Source organism: Pelagirhabdus alkalitolerans (assembly GCF_900096905.1).
GTDB lineage: Bacteria > Bacillota > Bacilli > Bacillales > Amphibacillaceae > Pelagirhabdus > Pelagirhabdus alkalitolerans.
In genome coordinates this window covers 1-18,893 of the sequence record NZ_FMYI01000007.1, presented here as the reverse complement: position 1 = coordinate 18,893, position 18,893 = coordinate 1, and the positions used below count along the sequence as shown (strand labels likewise).

Here is an 18,893-nt window from a genome sequence, read left to right as displayed (position 1 = left end):
TCACTCCTTTACTTTATAAAACTTAAACAATTCATGCTGGAAATCAGCTGGGTGATCGTGTATTGTGTAACGGTCTATTTCTAAACCGACTTGCATTAATTGATCACCATAAAACGTGCGATTAGCACCATTTAATCGATAAACAGCATCAGGATCTAACCCAACCAGTTTCAAACGTCTCAATTTTTGATTCGGCTTTGATAAAATTTGATAAAATCCAACGAGCAGCTGATCATGATCTTGTGAAGTCACCTGCCACGCGACTTGATTTTGATTTTTTTCAAATGGGCTCAACAAACGTGTAAATACACCTTTTTGAATCAGCGCTTGATTAGCTTTGTAAAACTCAATTTGTTTTGCCATCGTCTCTTTGTCTTCACTTGATAATCGTGTTGGATCTAATTCATACCCTAGCATGCCAAAGTAAGCAACTGTTGCTCGCATATCTAAGGATGTGACACGTCCTGTTTGATGATTCGGCACATCTGAAACGTGTGCGCCCATTATCGATAATGGGTAAACAAAAGACGTTCCATATTGAATGTTTAGTCGTTCAACAGCGTCTGTATCATCACTTGTCCAAGCTTGAGGTGCATAATAAAGCATACCTGGATCAAATCGTGCACCTCCACTCGCACATGATTCAAATAAGACATGTGGAAATGCAGTTGTTAAACGGTCATACAGTTGATAAACACCTAATAGATAGCGGTGAGGCAATTCTTGTTGTGAGGCGGCTGTTAAATTCAATGATCCAATCTCCGTCATATAACGATTCATATCCCACTTCACATAATCAATCGGCGCTTCTTGTAACATCTCAGCCATTCTTTCATAAAGGTAATCCACAACTTCTTGTCTTGAAAAATCAAGAATATACTGATTGCGTCCATGTGACATGGGGCGATCATCAACACGTATCACCCAATCCGGATGTGTCTCGAATAACTTGCTAACGGGTGAAACCATTTCCGGTTCAAACCAGAGACCAAATAACAGCCCGAGATCTTTAACCGATTGAGCTAAATGTTTCATACCATTCGGTAGCTTGCGCTTATCAACAAACCAATCACCGAGTGACGAGGTATCGTCATCTCGTTTTCCAAACCAACCATCATCTAAAACGAATAATTCAACGCCCATTGACTTCGCTTCTTTAGCCATATCTAAAATCTTTTCCTCGGTAAAATCAAAATACGTTCCTTCCCAATTGTTCATTAAGACTGGGCGTAATTGATCACGCCACTGACCCTTTGCTAATCGCGTTCGATACAACGTATGATAATCTTGACTCATGCCGTTTAAACCATTTTCAGAGAACACCATAACCACTTCAGGTGTTTGAAAGCTTGCGTCCGGTTTTAATTGCCAGCTGAAATCAAACGGATTGATCCCCATCATGACGCGAGGTTTTTCATAATGATCAACTTCAACTTGTGCGAGGAAATTACCGCTGTAGACAAAGCTAAGTCCATATACATCCCCTGAGGTTTCGGTTGTGTTTTCCCTTTTAAGTGCGATAAATGGGTTGTGTTGTGTACTACTAATCCCTCTCGCGCTTGAAATGCTTTGAATCCCTTCAGTTAGAGGACGCTCTTTAACATGACGTTCCCGAGCCCACGAGCCACTAAGATGTAATAGATCAAAATCAGCATCAGGCAAATCAAAGCTCGCACTCATCACCCGGTCTAACTGAATCGTCTGATCTGATTGATTAACAAACCTTGCCGATCTCGTAATCACACCTAAGTTTTCAAAAACAGTATAGCTAAGAACAAGCTCTGTCTTCATCACACGATCAAACAAACGAACATCGGTCGTTGTTGCTTCATTGTCATTTTCTACATATGTTGCAGGTAAACCTTCTAATCCTTTCTTACCTTTGTATATCTTATAATCTACAAATTTGAAATCAGTGATGCGACTACCATTTGCTTGAGTGATCTGATGAGCCGGATCACGAAAATCTGTCGTTCCATAAGACGGATATTCTTGTTTAATTAAATCAAGTGAAAAAGTATGATCACACCCTTCCACAAAGCATGTGTGGGGCGTTTCCTCAATGTAATAGAGCTCATCAAAATGCTCTCGATTGATAAGGCGCTTCCCGAAATAAAGATGACCTAATTGATTGTTTTCTAAAACAGTAAAGATATAACTCACTTTACTCGACTGTAAGTGAAATACTTGTTCGTTCTCATTAACATAAATCGGCAACTCGATCTCCTCCACTTATAAAAAATATCCCGCGTTTACATCTATCCTTTGACCGATCCCATCATACCAGCGACGAAATGTTTCTGCATGACGAAGAATACAACGGCTGTCGGAATGGTCGAGATCGTAATCGCTGACATAATCATTCCGAAATCAGGTGCATAACTTGAGCCTAAATTGGAAATTAAAAGTGGCATCGTTTGTTGCGATGGTGATTGCAAAATGACTAACGGCCATAAGAAGTTATTCCAGCTGTTCATAAACGCAATAATCGCTGCAGCAGCATATGTTGTTTTCATCGTCGGCATGTAAATTCTAAAGAATATACCGAGTTCAGATAAACCATCAATTCGACCCGCTTCAATTAAATCTTTAGCAAACATTTTCGTATTTTGTCTGAAGAAGAAAATAAAGAACGCGGTTGTCACTGTCGGTAAAAAAGCCGCTGTTAATGAATCAATTCCAATAAGTGGCGCTGTTGGCGTAATACGACCAAACAAACGATATAAAGGAACCATAATTGACGCAAATGGAATCATCATCGATAGTAATAATAGATTAAACGTTCTGTCTTTCCATTTACTTCGGAACATTTCAAACCCGTAACCTGCGAGTGACGCGGTTAATAGTGTAAAAAACGTTGATAATATCGCGATAATGAACGAGTTGGATAGTGCTGTTACGATATTAACTTGGTCAAATAAATTGGTTAAGTTTTCAATCAGGTGCGTTCCAGGTAACTGACGTCCTCTTGTCACATCAACGGATGCGTTCGTGCTACTAACGACCATCCAAAAGAATGGGTAGATCGAAATAATCGCTGCAACGGACAAGAATACATATGTGAGAATACGTTTGAATTTTTTCATTCTTTATCACCTGCCACTTTAAATTGAATTGCTGAAAGGATCACAACTAGAATCACAATTACATAGGATACTGTCGCCGCATAACCGAAGTTCGGCGTGTATTCAAATGATAAATTATAAATATACTGAGAAATTGTGATCGTTGCATTACCAGGTCCGCCACCTGTTATGTTAACGACTTCATCAAACAATTGAAGCGTACCAATCGTTGATGTAATCGTAGTAAACAAAATAATGGGTTTTAACATTGGAATTGTAATTTTCGTAAATTGCTGGAATATTGAAGCCCCATCAATCCGTGCTGCTTCATAAATTGAATTATCAATATTTTGTAGTGCCGATAGATAGAAAATCATATTATAACCTGTCCATCTCCACGTAATGGCAAGTATAATAACAATTTTCGCCCAAAAGGAATCGGTTAAAAAGTTAATCGGTTCTGAAATAATTGCTAGATTCATTAAAAATTGATTCACAATACCGTTGCCACTAAACATATATTTGAAAATAACAGAGTAAGCAACGAGCGAGGTTACAGCTGGTAAAAAGATCGCTGTTCTGAATAACCCACGGAATTTTAAAGTCGGATCATTTAATAAAACAGAGAATATAAGTGCAAATATAATCATCATCGGTACTTGAATAATTAAGTAAGTGAATGTATTCGTCAATGCACTAATAAACGTTGGGTCATTGAAAAGTCGAGCCCAGTTGTCAAGTCCCGTGTAGTCTAGATTTGAACCCATTCCGGATTGAAACGATAAAAGTAACGCATCAACCATCGGGTAAAAGTAAAAGATTGAAACCCCAATGACGGATATAAGGACAAAAAGCCAACCAATATTGTTTTTTCTAAATAAACGCCTCATACTGCATGCCCCCTGAAAATTTTTAAAACCACAAGTCACAACCAAATCTAAGATTGTGCTTGTGGTTTAATGATTTATCTTAGCTGTGTTTCTGCTTGAGATTGTGCATCATTCAGCACATCTTCTAGCGGTTTATCATTTAAATATTCTTGTAATTCAACAGCCATAATATCGTCTATCGCGTACGTGTGCATGCCGTAGTTAACAGCTGGAATATTGTCTGTCCACTCAGAGAAGTCAGCAATAATTTGCTGTCCACCGAAGAATTCGTGCTCCATTTCAAACGCGTCACCTTGTAAGCCTGGTAAATACGTTCCAATTGCACCGATCTCTTCAATTAAATCTTGATAGAACGCTTCATTTGAACCGAATGTATTACCTAGAAATTCAGCCGCTTTTTCTTTTCCATCAGAATTTAATACATACCATGAACTACCACCTAAGTTTGAATAGTTTGTAGCACCATCAACTTCGAGTTTTGGCATTGGTACAACCGCCCAATCGCCTGATTGAGATTCTTCTGCTGTTACACTCGCTGTAATCCAGTTACCTGTTGGAACACTTGCAACAGCGCCATCATTAAATGCGCCTACAAATTGACTCCAGTCTGAGACCATGCTGACAATATCTGCTTCCATAATTTCACGATACGCTTCTGCTGTTGCTTCTAAAGCAGGGTTGTTATCTAAATTTGGTGTTGATCCATCGTCTTCAAAGTACCATGATCCCGCTGATTGAAGCATTATACGAATTAACCCTAAATCACCTGGGTCTTGCGTTAACATGTTATTGCCTGTTGCTTCTTTAATATCTTTTCCGATTTCAACATATTCTGACCACGTAATATCTTGAACGTCTTCCACGCTGTAGCCTGCTTCTTCTAAATAATCTGTTCGAATATAAAGACCTGCTACACCTGAGTCAAATGGCAAACCATATTGCTCTCCATCTAAACTTGTCGGTTCGATTTTGTAATCAGCAAAATCATCGACATTAATATAATCTGTTATTGGATAAAATGCATCTGGATAAGCCTGTAAAAAGCTTTGTGCACGGTAATCTTCTATAAGTACAATGTTAGGCATCCCTTGCATAGCACCTGAGCTTAAACTTGTGTTTAATCGTTGAACAATATCATCTTGTGCATTTTCAATAATTTCTAATTCTACATCAGCATCGCCATCATAAGCGTCATCTGCAAGCTCTAGTGCGCGAATATTGAAGTTTGGATCCCAAGCCCAAGCTGTGATATCGTCTTCATCACCCTCTGGCGCTTCTTCAATATCGCCTTCAGTTGGATCGTCTGCTCCTGTCTCGTCTCCTTCATCTTCTCCATTACCACATGCCGCAAGTGTTACGACCATCAGTACGGCAAATAACATCATCCATAATTTTTTCATCCTTACCCCTCCTTGAATGTAAGCGTTTTCTAACGCTGTATACACAGTATAACTCGAAAAAAAAAAGACCGTTAGAACGATCTTTAGAAAAGCATTTGTCATTTTTCTATAAATAATTTAGGTAATAGTATAATATTTTTGGAATATCTTTAGAATTTGTACTTTTTTTAGATATCTGTATGCTGATCCTCGTCAATAATAGGCAGCTCAATCGTTATCCGTGTCCCTTTTCCAATCTCACTTGAAACACTCACACCATAATCTTTACCGTACATCAATTGGATACGCTCATGAACATTTCGCATCCCGATCCCACTGAATAACTGTCTTTTTTTCTTATTATCATGTGGTAATTCTTCTGTTTTTAGAGTCATTCCATCCCCATCATCAACGACTTCAGCTAATAAGCGACTTTCTTGTTTTCTGATTAAAATCTGAATAAAGCCACTTTTCTTTTGATTAAAGGCATGGAAAAACGCATTTTCTATAAACGGTTGTAAAATTAATTTAGGTACTTGAATACTTTCACAATCTGGAGCAATAAAATAATTCACTTTAATACGATCCCCATAACGCGCTTGATTAATCGTCACGTAGTTTTTCGTGTTTTCGATCTCTTTTGACACAGTAATTGTTTCACCAAACTCACCAAGTGTGCTTTGTAATAATGTAATCAAGGCATGAATGGTTGACATCGCTTCTTCTGGATCGCCTTGTTTTACCATAAACTTAACAGTCGTCAGCGTATTATATAGAAAGTGTGGATTAATTTGATGTTGGAGTGATTTTAACTCCGATCGTTGCTGACGCTTTTGCGATTCAACAACGATGCCGACATACGTTTGGAGTTCATCTAGCGTATGATTAAAGGCTTGTGCGATTTGCCTTGATTCATACCCCCCTGTTTCATTGATCCGTTCACTGAAGTTATGCTGAGCGATCTTCGATATCTGTCGAACTAAACGGGTGAGTGATTTCGTTATACGTCTTGTGACAAACCACACCATCACAAGTGCCAGTAAAATAATCCCTCCACTAATCATTAAAATCTCACGTGTATTAATCAAACTACTGACGATTTGTTGCCGGTCAATTAAGTTGATTAAATACATATCAAATCCAGGCAAATACTCACTGATTAACAAGTGTTCTCGGCCTTCTATATCGACTGATGTATGTTCTTGATTCGATAAATACGTTGATTCCGCAATAGATCGTAAATTCGTATCAACTGTCCCCATTAAATCGCTCTGACTACTTGAGATGATTTGACCGTCCTGATCGATCAAGACAACATCATTACCCTCGCTCGTATACCCTTCATAAAAGTCTCTTAATTGTGATTCTCGAATCGAAACGTAAACTGCACCGTAAATATCGTCTGATAGTCGTTCAGTTAATGCTTTAGTTGCAACGATCACCTCATCTTCAATTACGGCTGTATCTAGCGCGTGGTAATTAATCGCACGTGGTTCTTCAAAGGTACGTTCTGTCATTTCTAATGAATCGAGATAATATTTAGTGACGGGCCAATAAATATAGCTTAGATTATATAAACGATCCTCTTGTCCTGTCACAATTAAATTGGCATCAAATGCTTGAAGGCTCGTATAAATTCGATCCAATTCTTGATTAATTTGAAAATAAGAACGGGATAACGTGACTGAATCCATCTCTTCTTCACTTAAAACCCGTTTAATAACACCATTATTCTCAATTTCATTAATTGTTGAGGCTACTGTCGCGCTATAACTATTAAATTGTGTCGTGATCTGTTGAATGATTTTAGAATTCGTGATACTAAACGTTTCCATAAATAGATCCGTTGATACACGAATCGTACTAAATGTAATAAAGATCGACACGAGTAAAATACTGAATAACGTCACACTAAATAACTTAATAAATAAGCCATTACGAATGAATAATTGTTTTACTTTTTCAAATCGTTTCATAAGTTAACATGCTTTCTATACCGACTTGGAGATTGATTGGTTTGTTTTTTAAACACTTTACAAAAATAACTATGATCACTATACCCAACCATACTTCCCACTTCAGCGATCGTAAATGTATCATCTTTTAATAATTCCTTGGCTTTAGCAATCCGTACTTGTGTCAAATAATCACTAAACCCGACTTCTTTATGCTGACGAAAATAACTCGACAAATACGACGGGTTGAAATGAAAATGCTCACTGAGCGCTGTTAAACTTAATGACTCGTGGTAGTGATTGTCAATATAAGCTAATAGTTGATCAATGTTACTGTTTTTAAGACTACTTAATTCCGTTTCAATTAATTCTTTTATCGCATCGATAAATTGATTTAAGTAAGTGGTTGCTTCTTGAAAGTTTGTTGCATGATTAATCAAGTTAAAATATCGGTATTTATCTTGCTCGAACGCTTCGACCTCATAGTCTAACATATCCAATATAACCGTTACATTAAAAATAATATTGCCTAAAAAGCCTTTTAATTCATTCGGATCCATCGAATGATGCATCTCTACTTGTTTCATATATTTATCCAGCACATAAAAGGCGGATTCGAATTTTTTATGTTTAAGCGCTTCTGTAAAATAATTTAGGTCAAAAGCTTCCATCTCATCATTTTCTACAAAATCTCCCGCATATAGATAATTTTGATTTGCTAAATAAAAAGCGTGATTCTTTAAATTATGAATGTCTGTTTGATTGATCTCTTTCAAATCATCAATGGAATAAAATAAACGACTGAACAAATATCTCGTCTCGTCTTTATTTTCATTTACTTGCTTTAACTGATCCAGAAAATCAACAAATGCTTCTTCAGTGGTATTGATTAATAATTCACGTGAATGATCGGTTAAATTGATTTGAAACCACGTTAAATCATTATATTCATAAGCAAGTTGTTCGACCATTGTCTTTTCAATAGTAGAATCGTGATCAATATGCACGAGTGCAAATGCCGGATATATAAATTGCTTAGATAAAGCTTCTTTTTCTTCAATAGGCAGTGCATAACCGGTTATTATTTTCTTAAGTTGTGCTTGATAATCTTTATTTTGAGGTTTTGATCTCGTTTTAGTTTGATCTTGTTTTCCAATCGCACGATTTAATGCAGTTAAAAGGTTCGTTTCATTTAAGTTTGGTTTTAAAATATAGTCGGTAACGCCACTTTGAAAGGTCTCCCTGACGTAATCATAATCACCATGACTACTTAGAACAATGACAAATATATCCGGGTAACGTGATCGGACTTCATGAATAAAATCCGTACCACTCATAACCGGCATCACGATGTCTGTGATCACGATATCAACGGATGTTTCTTCCATCAGCTGTAGTGCCTCTTCACCGTTTGAAGCTTCTCCAACGACTTGAAATCCATGTTCTTCCCAATTCAAATAATGCATGATCCCTTGCCTGATTAATAGTTCATCATCAACGACCAACACGTTAATCAAGTTTGTCATTCATTCATCCCCCCAAACAACAAGATAATACCTTTCGTATTCGTTTGTGACTATACTATATCATGCTAATGAGCAAAAAACGACGTAGAATTTCCTGAACATAAGAAAAATCCGATACAATGATCGGACTCTTCTCTTGAATACACTACTTAATTATTAATGGTTTTAATTGTTCTATCACGCGATCATAGTCGGCACCGCCTGAGAGTAACGAAGCCGCTGTATACGCACCTTCAACAAATGAAACATCGAATAACTCTACGGTTTTATCTGAGTATTCGATTGCCATTTCCATCGTCATCTTGGCGCTCCCTAAATCATAAAAGCTTAAAATGTGATCCGCTTCATTCTCTTCAATCGCTTGTGTAATCGCATCAAAGCTTGAGCCAATATCTCCATCATCTGTTCCACCTGCATACGTAATCGAAACTTTAGGTGCGGTTTCGCTTAATAACTTATACACACCTTCAGCTAACTCTGATACGTGAGATGATAAAACAATGCCGATCTCACTCATTTAATCCTCTCCTTCTAACCAAGCTTCGAATAGATAGCTACTCGATACCGCACCTGGGTCCAATTCACCGATTGACCGTTCACCAAGATAAGAAGCACGACCTTTAGTTGCTTTTAAAGGTTTTGTTGCTTCAACGGCGTCAGTAATCGTATCAGTCGTAAGCTCGCCTGACTCAAGTGCCTTAATAACAGGGTGCCAAACATCAACCATCGTTTTTTCACCTGGTTCAGCTTTCCCTCTTTTTTGAATGCCGCTAAGGCCTGCTCGGAAAATGGCCGACACGTCACTTGCATCTTCTTTGGCTTGTTTAGACATATCTAAAAATGCACTACCGTATAACGGACCTGATGCACCACCGATTTTAGAAAGCAGTGCCATCGAAGCATTTTTCAATACATCTGCAGGATCACTTGCTTCTTTTGATTCGAGTGCTTCTTGCATCGCTTTAATCCCTCGAGCCATATTATTGCCGTGGTCACCATCGCCAATCACACTATCTAAATCACTTAAATGAGCCTTGTTCGCTTCGACTTTTTCTGCAAAACGTAAAAGCCAAGCCTTTGTATTCTCAACCGTCAACATTTAAAGTCCTCCTTTACCAATCCGTCACGTGGACTGGGTCATACCAAAGATCAGCCCAATCATCTTGTAGTTTAACGAGCGTTAGTGACACACCGTTCATATCAAGTGATGTCATAAGATTACCGACCTTTTTAAATTCAATCTTGATCGGTTCATGTTCAAGCTGTTTTTCAACGTCATGTGCGAAAATATATTGTTCCATTAATGGAGTTGCACCTAGCCCGTTTACGAGTAAACCATAGTGCTCGTTGTCACCAAATTCAAATGCGTCTTTTAGCTTGCCGACAAGTTCAGTGGCAATCTCACTAGATGACTTGATCGATGTCCGGTGATAACCTGGCTCACTATGAATGCCAACCCCATATTCCATTTCATTCTCTTCTAACGTAAACCCTGGTTTTCCGACTTCTGGTACCGTCGCAGCTGTCATCGCTACACCGATCGATTTAATGTTCGGAACCAATTTGTCACCGAGTTCTTTGACTTCTTTTAAACTTAAACCACGTTTGGCAGCAGCGCCTAACATTTTGTGGACGATGACCGTTCCAGCCACCCCTCGACGTCCTGCTGTGTGGGTACTATCTTCAACCGCGATATCATCATCAACGACTAACTGTTCCACTTCGATGCCTTCTGCTTCGGCTAATTCTTTCGCCATTTCAAAATTCATCACGTCACCTGTGTAGTTCTTAATAATAAGAAGAACACCAGCGCCTTGGTCTGCTGCTTTAATCCCTTCTAACACTTGATCTGGTGAAGGGGATGTGAAGACTTCACCACTTACAGCAGCCGTCAACATGCCATCACCGACAAATCCAGCATGCGCTGGCTCATGGCCACTTCCGCCACCGCTGACAAGTGCCACTTCACCTTTTTTCTTATCTTTTCTCACAATAACAGATGTTTCTGGTACACGTTCAACGCGTTCATCGTTGGCGTAAACGAACCCTTTCAACATCTCGTCAACCACTTGAGAAGGTTGATTGATGATTTTTTTCATTGCTTAGCCTCCTTGTATGATGATCCTTACTTGACCTATACCCTCATTTTTAACAATTTATTCAATATGATGGCGTCGTTTATAATCCTTCACATAAACATCGACCGCTTTAATCGCTTGAACGACATCATCTGCTGTCACATTAAATGGCATGTTTTTCATCGTCTCTTCTGGATCTGAAGCTGACTTGCCAATTTGGTACAATTCTTCTTCTGACACTTGATCCAAGTGAATTTCTTCTAAAGTAATTGGTAAATCGAGTTTTAAATATAAATCAATGTAACGTTCAAGCTCATGAAGTGGATAATTTTCTAAGACGAGCTGTGCCATCGTCCCGTAAGCCACTTTTTCACCATGTGATAAATGGTGAATATCACCTTCAACAGCTGTAAAACCATTGTGAATCGCATGTGCAGCAGCAAGTCCTGAATCTTCGAACCCTAATCCAGATAATAACGTATTTGCCTCAACAATCGCTTCAAGTGCAGGTGTCACAACCTTTTGTTTATTCGCTTCATACGCCAAGAGGCCATAATCAAATAATACTTCTTCACATTTTTCAGCGATTGCAAAGCCTGCGATCGTTGCTTTACCGCCGCTCATCGTATCCCCATTTTTTTGCTTAACCGCACGCGCTTCAACGAGTGTCGCTAACGCATCGGATATACCAGATGCCATCATTCGAGCAGGCGCCCCTGCAATAATTTCTGTATCCATTAATACAAGATCCGGGTTTTTCTTATAAAATAAATATTGGCTAAACGCGCCTTCTTCAGTGTAAACAACAGACAAACCAGAAGTCGGTGCATCAGTCGAAGCAAGTGTTGGGAAGATAACAACCGGGACACCGATCTCGTTTGCAACGGCTTTTGTTGTATCGAGTGCTTTTCCTGCCCCCATACCTAAAACAAAATCAACTTGACTTTCCTTTGCAATCTGGCCAACACGTTCGATCTCTTTCAGTGAACATTCACCATTAAACGTCACCTTTGTCACATCAAAATCGTTTGCTAAGTTCTCCATCAATTGATTCGCCGCCAGTTCTTGAACAAATTCATCAGCTAAAACGAGAACCCTTTTGCCTAAATGCTCCATATATTGCGCGGCATGATTCATTAACCCTTTTCCTTGAATGTAACGACTTGGACTTACGAATATTTGATCCATTTGATGACCTCCTGAAATATTTTTGTCTGATTAACAAAAAATCGTTATATATGTATGATAAAATGAAAGCGCTTAAATGAACACGGACAATTCATTCCATCTGTCAAAATCCAAACGGTTAAAACTTTTCAATGCGATTGAATCAAGCTACACTAAAGCTAGAGGTGGTGCCTATGTCAACGTCTATTATTACAAAGAAAATTATCGCAAATGCCTTTAAGCGACTGATGGACAAGCGATCATTTGATAAAATTTCAGTTAGCGATATTATGAAATTGGCCGATTTAAGACGCCAAACGTTTTATTATCATTTTCAAGATAAATTTGAGTTGCTCGAATGGATCTATCAATCCGAAACAAAAGAAAACATTACAGACTTTATTCATTATGAACGCTGGGACCGGATTATTGATCTTTTATTTCATTATTTTTATTCAAACAAAGCGTTCTATAGAAATGCTTTATCAATTAACGATCAAAATGCTTTTATTGATTACTTGTATCAAAACATTTCAGAATTATACCGACATGCGTTTATCCATGAAGATCCAGAAGCTAAGAAAACAGACATTGATATTCTCGCTTCTTTTTATGCGCACGGCTTTGTCGGCCTTATCAAAGAATGGATCGAACAAGATTGCGAAGAAGACCCTGATCGAATGGCTTTTTTAATTAAACAACACGTCATTGATCAGTTTAAAACGAAAGGTGTGAAATCAAATGAAAGCGATCATTAATCAGACGGACAACGTCGTTTCAGATATGCTAAACGGATTTTATTTTGAACATCAACATCGATTAACTTATGATCAGGATCATCAAATTATCTCAGAAGCTTTAAAAACAAACCAAGTCGCTTTAATTAGCGGAGGCGGGAGTGGACATGAACCCGCTCATTTTGGCTATGTAGCAGATGGGATGCTGACTACGTCTGTATCCGGTCGACTGTTCACCCCACCATCTGTTGAACAAATTTTAAAGGCGATACAAATGAGTGATGTCGGTGATGGGGTTCTTTTAATCGTTAAAAACTTCGCAAGTGATGTTGAAATGTTCCAAAAAGCGAAAGAACAAGCGGTAACACAAGGTCATTCAGTTGAGACTGTCATTGTCGATGATGATGTATCGATCGAAGACCAAACACATTATAAAAAAAGAAAACGAGGCGTTGCGGGGACTATTTTCGTTTATAAACTGTTAGGCGCCTATGCACGAAACGGCGCTTCACTTGATACGTTGAAAAAGGTGGGCGATCATATCACCGAACAGCTTCATACACTTGGCGTTGCTCTTTCACCTGCACATTTACCGGTTGAAAATCAATCGACTTTCACGCTGGATGAGTCTGAGGTGTATTATGGCGTGGGGATTCACGGTGAGAAAGGCTACCGCAAAGAGCCATTTGAATCAAGCGAACAACTGGCCGTTGAGTTAATCAATAAATTGAAAAGTATTTATATGTGGAAACCTGGTGAACGTTTTGCTTGCTTAATTAACGGACTCGGTTCTACACCGTTAATGGAACAATACATTTTCAGTCATGATGTGAAGCGTTTGATGGAAATAGAAGGATTAAAAATTGACTTTTTCAAAGTAGGGACGCATATGAGTTCTTATAATATGGCTGGTATTTCACTATCTTTATTAAAACTAATAGAGGCCGATTGGGCTAACTACTTGCAAGAACCAACAAATGCACCTAATTGGTAAGCAATAAGGAGTGAACACGATTGAAAAACACAGAGTGGTTAAAAACGACTGACGAGCATAATCTATTTCTTCATCGTTTTACTGAACCGAATCAAACACCCACACTCATCGTCCACATAAATCATGGTATGAGTGAGCATAGCGGGCGCTATCAAACCTTTGCAGAACAGCTCCTCCAAGCAGGCATATTTGTTTATGCGCATGATCACAGAGGACACGGGAAGTCTGGAGAGGCCGAAGGGTTGCTCGGCCACTTTAGTGACGACGATGGATTTGAGAAAGCTGTGGGCGATATCGCACGCGTTCATCAACAGATTCATAAAGACTTTCCTGGTGTACCGATTGTTTTATTCGGTCATAGTATGGGATCCTTTTTGGTGCGACGCTATATTCAGAAGTTTCCAAAATCAGTTGATGGGGTGATGTTATCCGGAACGGGAGCTGGACAAGGTACCATTGGAAAAGTTGGACAGGCCTTAGCTAAATCTGAAGCTAAACTGTTTGGAAAACGACACAAATCAAAACTGATGAACGCTTTAACATTTGGAAGCTATCAGCGGGCATTTAAAGATCGAGGCAGTTGGTTAAGCCGTGACGAAACAGAAACTGACGCTTATAAGCAGGATCCACTTTGTGGTTATTTATCGACTGCTCAGTTTTATGTGGATTTATTAAGTGGGATTGAGAAAGTTCACAAACAGCATCAAAACGATGCCATGAATGTGGCTATACCTTTACTGATCATCAGTGGGGACGAAGATCCTGTCGGTGGAAATGGTGACGGCGTTAAGAAAGTCATTCAGCATTACAAAGATGCACATTTTAAAGATGTGACGAGTCATCTTTATCCTGGTGCCAGACACGAACTATTATTTGAAACGAACCGTGATGAAGTGATATCTGATATGATTAATTGGTTAAAAACAAAGCCTTTTCGCCAACAATGACGAAAAGGCTGATTCGTTTAATCGAGTTTGATTCGATGAGCTGACGAATCATCTAACCTATCATTCGATTTGGGTACCTTTAAGGTTAAAAGCCCATTTTTGAATGATCCTTTAATGTCAGATTCATCAATATCACCGACATAGAATGACCGTTTGAAGGAGCCAAAAGAACGTTCTCTTCTAACAAAATCATCATCTTCTTTTTCAACGCTCTCTTCACGTCTACCTTCAATCGTCAAATACTGATCCTTGTACTCTACAACGACGTCATCTTTTTCAAAACCTGGTAGTTCTGCGTCAATTTCGTAGTGATCATTTTTGTCTTTTACATCGACTTTTGGTGCATCAAAATCAAACAGAGACTGCTCACGATCAAAGAAACTTGGCAACCAATCAAACACATCGCGCTTACGTGGAAACAAGTTACTCATCTTACATCCCTCCTGATTTTAATGTATGTCTTTCATAGATTTTTTTACCACCTTTTTTAAAATTTAAACATGATTTTAAGACAATTTTTGTGTTTTATGAGATCAATTTTTTGACATTTAATTTATCTTTCGAAACTCGAACAATAGCTATTTATTTTTTTACGAGAAGTGATATAATAGCGGTTACATACATAATAGGAAACTGGTGACGAATTTTATGGAACGTTTGACAAACACAGAAACACTTTCAGCAAAGAAACAACTCTTTTTAATTACATGGCCGATTTTTATTGAAGTCTTTTTACAAACATTAATGCGCTTTTCTGACGTCTTTATGCTTAGTTTTATTTCAGATGATGCCGTAGCCGCCATAGGTGTCGTCAATCAAATTATGATGTTCACCTTTGTTTTATTCAACTTTACCGCAATGGGCTCAGGTGTTGTGGTGAGCCAATACGTCGGTGCGAATAACCCAGAAGGTGTGAGGAAAACCATCGCGCACGCGATCACGGTTAATTTAACATTTGGACTCCTCGTCAGTGGAACCGTCGTCGGCTTCAGGCGTGTCTTTTTAGATTTATTCTCACTTGAAGCAGAACTATATGAATTCGCCGAAATTTATATGATCATTGTTGGTGGTGCGTTATTTGCGCAAGCGATTGTCCTAACAGTATCCGCGATTCTACAAGCGATGGGACATACGAAAGATGTCATGTATGTCGTCTTAATTATGAATCTATTAAACATTTTCGGTAATTATCTCTTTATCTTTGGTGCTTTAGGATTTCCTGAGCTTGGCGTGATGGGTGTTGGAATTGCCACGGCAACGATGCGTATTTTAGCGATGATTGGTATATTTAGCTTACTCGTCTATCGTATGCCGATCAAACTCCCATTTAAGGCCTTTTTAACCTTTGAAAAAGAGTATTTGACCAAAATCTTAAATATCGGGGTGCCTGCTGCTGGTGAACAATTGTCTTATAATATAAGTCAAATTGTCATTACCATCTTCATCACATCACTTGGGGCAACGGCGCTAGCGACGCGTGTTTATGCACAGAACTTCATGGCGTTTATGACCGTTTTCTCAATGTCAATTTCTAAAGGGATGCAAATCTTTATTGGTCAACTTGTCGGGGCCGGAAAAGAAGAAGAAGCATATCACAACATGTTTATTGGCGTGCGTTATGCGATGACCGTTGCTCTATCAATCGGTGGACTCCTTGCACTATTCGGTGAACAAGTCTTTAGTTTCTTCTCAAGTGATCCAGATGTTATATCACTTGGTGCAGCTGTTTTAATCGTTGGCTTCGTTCTTGAGCCTGGCCGTACATCTAACCTCGTGATTATTAGTTCACTCAGAGCTTCTGGTGATGCTAGGTTCCCAGTCTTAATCGGTATGGCCATTATGTGGGGTGTTGCCATTCCACTCGCTTACCTATTCGGCATCGTCTTTGAATGGGGCCTCATCGGTGTATGGATGGGGATGGCTGCAGATGAATGGATCAGGGCAATCATTATGTGGACACGCTGGATCAGTCGAAAATGGATGGGTAAAGCCGTTGTTGAACAAGCGAAGGAAGAGTAAAATAGCAAAGAAAGAGTCTGGATATGTTATCCAGACTCTTTCTATTTATCATCATTAATAGAATCAAAGATTAACGGTAAACAGGGATATCAAAGATCATTACAGGGTTAACTAAATCATCATAAATCGATTTGATATTTGATACTTGTTTAGCTGCCCATCCCATATCCGTTGCATATTGAGGATATCCTGGATTAGCAGGATTCCAACGCATTTTATAAAGCGTATTTTGTTGATACTGATTATGGATATATCGTTCACCAATAAACTTAGCTCCACCAATAATCGCTTTCTCTCGTGTATCCCAACCTTCGCGGTAAGCACGAATTGCACCTGCTTCATGTGCAACGCCATCGTTAGCACCTATACCAAACATATTGTGTACTTCTTTTATGTTTGATAAACTACTACGATTACTGCTCGTTACGAGTACAGGGTTGCCACTACTATTCGTACCAACCTCAATACCTCTTGATAGTTGCGAATTACCATGTCCTGATTCTAATATGGCATGAGAAATTAAATACGCCTCATTAACATTATGTTGATTAGCACCATCAATAAAGGCTTGTCCCATACCATCTAAAGCGCCACGTCCATCTAAAATATTATCTAATTGCTGAGCTGGAACGTTAACACTTGCTGATAAGACAAGATGTTGGAATTCATCCTGTTTCTGTGGATCCACGTATTCTTTGAAGTCTTCACGCTTAGCATCTCGCCAATTACGCCCCGCAATACGTGTCCAAGAAGAACCTTCGTTTTCAACACCTACTAATGTGCCAGTTGATAAGCGATAATACACATGACTATTACGGCTTTGAGATTCATATACTTCAGTTGTTCCTTTCATTTCTGCAACTTTTCCATTAGTCGTTGCTAATGAACTATGAACATACAATGTGTCACCCTCTTGTTTAATCTCATACCAAGTTGTATTGCCACTCACTGAAGATCCATTTACACTTTTAATATATTCAAAAACGGTGCCATTACTCACACTTCTTTTGATATTGTCGCTCGATGTATCAGGCTCAGTTCTTAACCTAACCCCTGATCCCGTAATCGATCCACCTTCAAACACATTAATATCAGAGTTATTCACATACGCATTATTTCTAGAGTATTGATCTGTCTGTGGACCTCTTCTCAAACCTGCAGAACCAATTCGCAAAGCCGCCTGAATATCCAATTGTTCCGATAAGCTTACGCTATATTCTGTTTCTCTATAAACAGGTCTTCTATCGTCAGCTTGCTCAAGTAAATGAATTGTAATTTCATCCAGAATACCACTAACAGGTAAGCCCATTTCTTCTTGGAAGTTTCTAACATTTTTTGTCGTATTACTCCCGAAGTTAGAATTCCCTTTACTGATACCTTCATCAAAACCAAGATCAATTAACATGTCTTTATAATCAGCAATCGCAGAGCTCGATTCGCCTTCTTGATATGGACTACTTAGAATCTCTTCTATTTTGTTCCATGTTGGCGAATCTGCAATACCATTAACAACTAAGCCAAAATGACCTTGAAATTCTTCGACAGCCTGCGTCGTACGAGAACCATAAAAACCATTAGGGTTTGAGAAAGATGAAAAACCAAGACGAGTCAAGTGTTCTTTTAATACTACAGATTCATCATGAGTCTCGCCATTTTGAAACGGCGACTCTACCACTTCATCTAATTTCGCAAGAGTAGATTCACCTGCAATCCCATCTTCCGTTAGGCCATAGTAAGATTGAAATGCCTTTACTGTTGCCTCCGTTTGCGGACCAAAATAATTCGTTTTAGCAAATGAACCAAACCCTGCTGTTTCTAGTTTTTCCTTTAATAGCACTGCATCTTCTCGATACATTGGGTTTTGTAACGGGCCTTCTGCTTTTTCTTGGATCAGCGCCCGTGTTCTTTCATCTGCGATACCGGACTCTGGTAAGTCATGATCGTTTTGAAATTCTCGAACGCCTCGTTCAGTGCCTGAGCCATAGAACGAGTTGGGATTGGTAAAGTCCGTGTAACCTAAAATAGTTAACTGTTCCTTTAATGCTATGGATTCTTCATGACGCTCACCATTTCTGAAAGGGGAGTTAACTAACGCTTCTATTTTAGCCAATGTCGCCTCATCTGCCATGCCTGATT

At 38.8% G+C, this 18,893-nt stretch carries 16 protein-coding genes; 4 read left to right on the top strand and 12 right to left on the bottom strand.

The window, feature by feature from the left end:
- The 10 genes from BLR62_RS09230 to BLR62_RS09185 form a co-directional block, all read right to left on the bottom strand.
- Positions 1 to 2,217 (bottom strand): alpha-galactosidase, encoded by a 2,217-nt coding sequence (locus BLR62_RS09230; RefSeq protein WP_090796140.1) that lies wholly within the window; start codon positions 2,215 to 2,217, stop codon positions 1 to 3.
- Between the two features lie 41 nt (positions 2,218 to 2,258).
- The gene (locus BLR62_RS09225; RefSeq protein ID WP_090796138.1) at positions 2,259 to 3,086 is read right to left on the bottom strand and encodes a carbohydrate ABC transporter permease; all 828 of its coding nucleotides are present in this window, start codon (positions 3,084 to 3,086) and stop codon (positions 2,259 to 2,261) included.
- Positions 3,083 to 3,955 carry a carbohydrate ABC transporter permease gene (locus BLR62_RS09220; protein WP_090796135.1) on the bottom strand — a complete coding sequence of 291 codons (873 nt, stop codon included), beginning with the start codon at positions 3,953 to 3,955 and terminating at the stop codon, positions 3,083 to 3,085. Before BLR62_RS09220 ends, BLR62_RS09225 begins: the two co-directional genes overlap by 4 nt.
- Positions 3,956 to 4,029: 74 nt before the next feature.
- On the bottom strand, positions 4,030 to 5,355 hold the full coding sequence (locus BLR62_RS09215) for an ABC transporter substrate-binding protein (RefSeq protein WP_090796134.1): 1,326 nt from the start codon (positions 5,353 to 5,355) through the stop codon (positions 4,030 to 4,032).
- 167 nt (positions 5,356 to 5,522) lie between these two features.
- Complete coding sequence (locus tag BLR62_RS09210; RefSeq protein WP_090796131.1) at positions 5,523 to 7,310, bottom strand: cache domain-containing sensor histidine kinase; 1,788 nt, start codon at positions 7,308 to 7,310, stop codon at positions 5,523 to 5,525.
- Positions 7,307 to 8,815, bottom strand: a complete 1,509-nt coding sequence (locus tag BLR62_RS09205; protein WP_090796129.1) for a response regulator transcription factor — start codon at positions 8,813 to 8,815, stop codon at positions 7,307 to 7,309. The genes BLR62_RS09210 and BLR62_RS09205 overlap by 4 nt, the downstream gene beginning before the upstream one ends.
- Before the next feature lie 145 nt (positions 8,816 to 8,960).
- On the bottom strand, positions 8,961 to 9,332 hold the full coding sequence (gene dhaM / locus BLR62_RS09200) for a dihydroxyacetone kinase phosphoryl donor subunit DhaM (protein ID WP_090796127.1): 372 nt from the start codon (positions 9,330 to 9,332) through the stop codon (positions 8,961 to 8,963).
- Positions 9,333 to 9,914 (bottom strand): dihydroxyacetone kinase subunit DhaL, encoded by a 582-nt coding sequence (gene dhaL / locus BLR62_RS09195; protein ID WP_090796124.1) that lies wholly within the window; start codon positions 9,912 to 9,914, stop codon positions 9,333 to 9,335.
- A 13-nt stretch (positions 9,915 to 9,927) separates the two neighbouring features.
- Positions 9,928 to 10,914 (bottom strand): dihydroxyacetone kinase subunit DhaK, encoded by a 987-nt coding sequence (gene dhaK / locus BLR62_RS09190; protein WP_090796122.1) that lies wholly within the window; start codon positions 10,912 to 10,914, stop codon positions 9,928 to 9,930.
- A gap of 57 nt (positions 10,915 to 10,971) precedes the next feature.
- Positions 10,972 to 12,081 carry a glycerol dehydrogenase gene (locus tag BLR62_RS09185; RefSeq protein WP_090796119.1) on the bottom strand — a complete coding sequence of 370 codons (1,110 nt, stop codon included), beginning with the start codon at positions 12,079 to 12,081 and terminating at the stop codon, positions 10,972 to 10,974.
- 173 nt (positions 12,082 to 12,254) lie between these two features.
- Between BLR62_RS09185 and dhaS the strand changes: the two genes are divergently transcribed.
- From dhaS to BLR62_RS09170, 3 genes are read left to right on the top strand one after another with little or no spacing between them, the layout of a single operon-like run.
- Entirely contained in the window at positions 12,255 to 12,818 is a 564-nt protein-coding gene (dhaS, locus tag BLR62_RS09180; protein WP_090796116.1) for a dihydroxyacetone kinase transcriptional activator DhaS, read from the top strand.
- Entirely contained in the window at positions 12,802 to 13,791 is a 990-nt protein-coding gene (gene dhaQ / locus BLR62_RS09175; protein WP_090796115.1) for a DhaKLM operon coactivator DhaQ, read from the top strand. Before dhaS ends, dhaQ begins: the two co-directional genes overlap by 17 nt.
- A 20-nt stretch (positions 13,792 to 13,811) precedes the next feature.
- Entirely contained in the window at positions 13,812 to 14,738 is a 927-nt protein-coding gene (locus BLR62_RS09170; RefSeq protein WP_090796112.1) for an alpha/beta hydrolase, read from the top strand.
- Positions 14,739 to 14,755: 17 nt separating this feature from the next.
- On the opposite strand, the gene BLR62_RS09165 is transcribed toward BLR62_RS09170, so the two are convergent.
- Positions 14,756 to 15,169 (bottom strand): Hsp20/alpha crystallin family protein, encoded by a 414-nt coding sequence (locus tag BLR62_RS09165; protein ID WP_090796109.1) that lies wholly within the window; start codon positions 15,167 to 15,169, stop codon positions 14,756 to 14,758.
- A 217-nt stretch (positions 15,170 to 15,386) separates the two neighbouring features.
- Here BLR62_RS09165 and BLR62_RS09160 point away from each other — a divergent pair, with 217 nt between their 5' ends.
- Positions 15,387 to 16,757, top strand: coding sequence for an MATE family efflux transporter (locus BLR62_RS09160; protein WP_090796107.1), 1,371 nt, complete (start codon positions 15,387 to 15,389; stop codon positions 16,755 to 16,757).
- 70 nt (positions 16,758 to 16,827) lie between these two features.
- On the opposite strand, the gene BLR62_RS09155 is transcribed toward BLR62_RS09160, so the two are convergent.
- A partial coding sequence (locus BLR62_RS09155) for a peptidoglycan-binding protein (protein WP_176759266.1) occupies positions 16,828 to 18,893 on the bottom strand: 2,066 nt, incomplete at its 5' end.

Excerpts from the sequence above, each read along its gene's own strand:
- BLR62_RS09225 (WP_090796138.1), bottom strand. The coding sequence starts at position 3,086 with ATGAAAAAATTCAAACGTATTCTCACATATGTATTCTTGTCCGTTGCA.
- BLR62_RS09220 (WP_090796135.1), bottom strand. The coding sequence starts at position 3,955 with ATGAGGCGTTTATTTAGAAAAAACAATATTGGTTGGCTTTTTGTCCTT.
- BLR62_RS09215 (WP_090796134.1), bottom strand. The coding sequence starts at position 5,355 with ATGAAAAAATTATGGATGATGTTATTTGCCGTACTGATGGTCGTAACA.
- BLR62_RS09210 (WP_090796131.1), bottom strand. The coding sequence starts at position 7,310 with ATGAAACGATTTGAAAAAGTAAAACAATTATTCATTCGTAATGGCTTA.
- BLR62_RS09205 (WP_090796129.1), bottom strand. The coding sequence starts at position 8,815 with ATGACAAACTTGATTAACGTGTTGGTCGTTGATGATGAACTATTAATC.
- dhaM (WP_090796127.1), bottom strand. The coding sequence starts at position 9,332 with ATGAGTGAGATCGGCATTGTTTTATCATCTCACGTATCAGAGTTAGCT.
- dhaL (WP_090796124.1), bottom strand. The coding sequence starts at position 9,914 with ATGTTGACGGTTGAGAATACAAAGGCTTGGCTTTTACGTTTTGCAGAA.
- dhaK (WP_090796122.1), bottom strand. The coding sequence starts at position 10,914 with ATGAAAAAAATCATCAATCAACCTTCTCAAGTGGTTGACGAGATGTTG.
- BLR62_RS09185 (WP_090796119.1), bottom strand. The coding sequence starts at position 12,081 with ATGGATCAAATATTCGTAAGTCCAAGTCGTTACATTCAAGGAAAAGGG.
- dhaS (WP_090796116.1), top strand. The coding sequence starts at position 12,255 with ATGTCAACGTCTATTATTACAAAGAAAATTATCGCAAATGCCTTTAAG.
- dhaQ (WP_090796115.1), top strand. The coding sequence starts at position 12,802 with ATGAAAGCGATCATTAATCAGACGGACAACGTCGTTTCAGATATGCTA.
- BLR62_RS09165 (WP_090796109.1), bottom strand. The coding sequence starts at position 15,169 with ATGAGTAACTTGTTTCCACGTAAGCGCGATGTGTTTGATTGGTTGCCA.
- BLR62_RS09160 (WP_090796107.1), top strand. The coding sequence starts at position 15,387 with ATGGAACGTTTGACAAACACAGAAACACTTTCAGCAAAGAAACAACTC.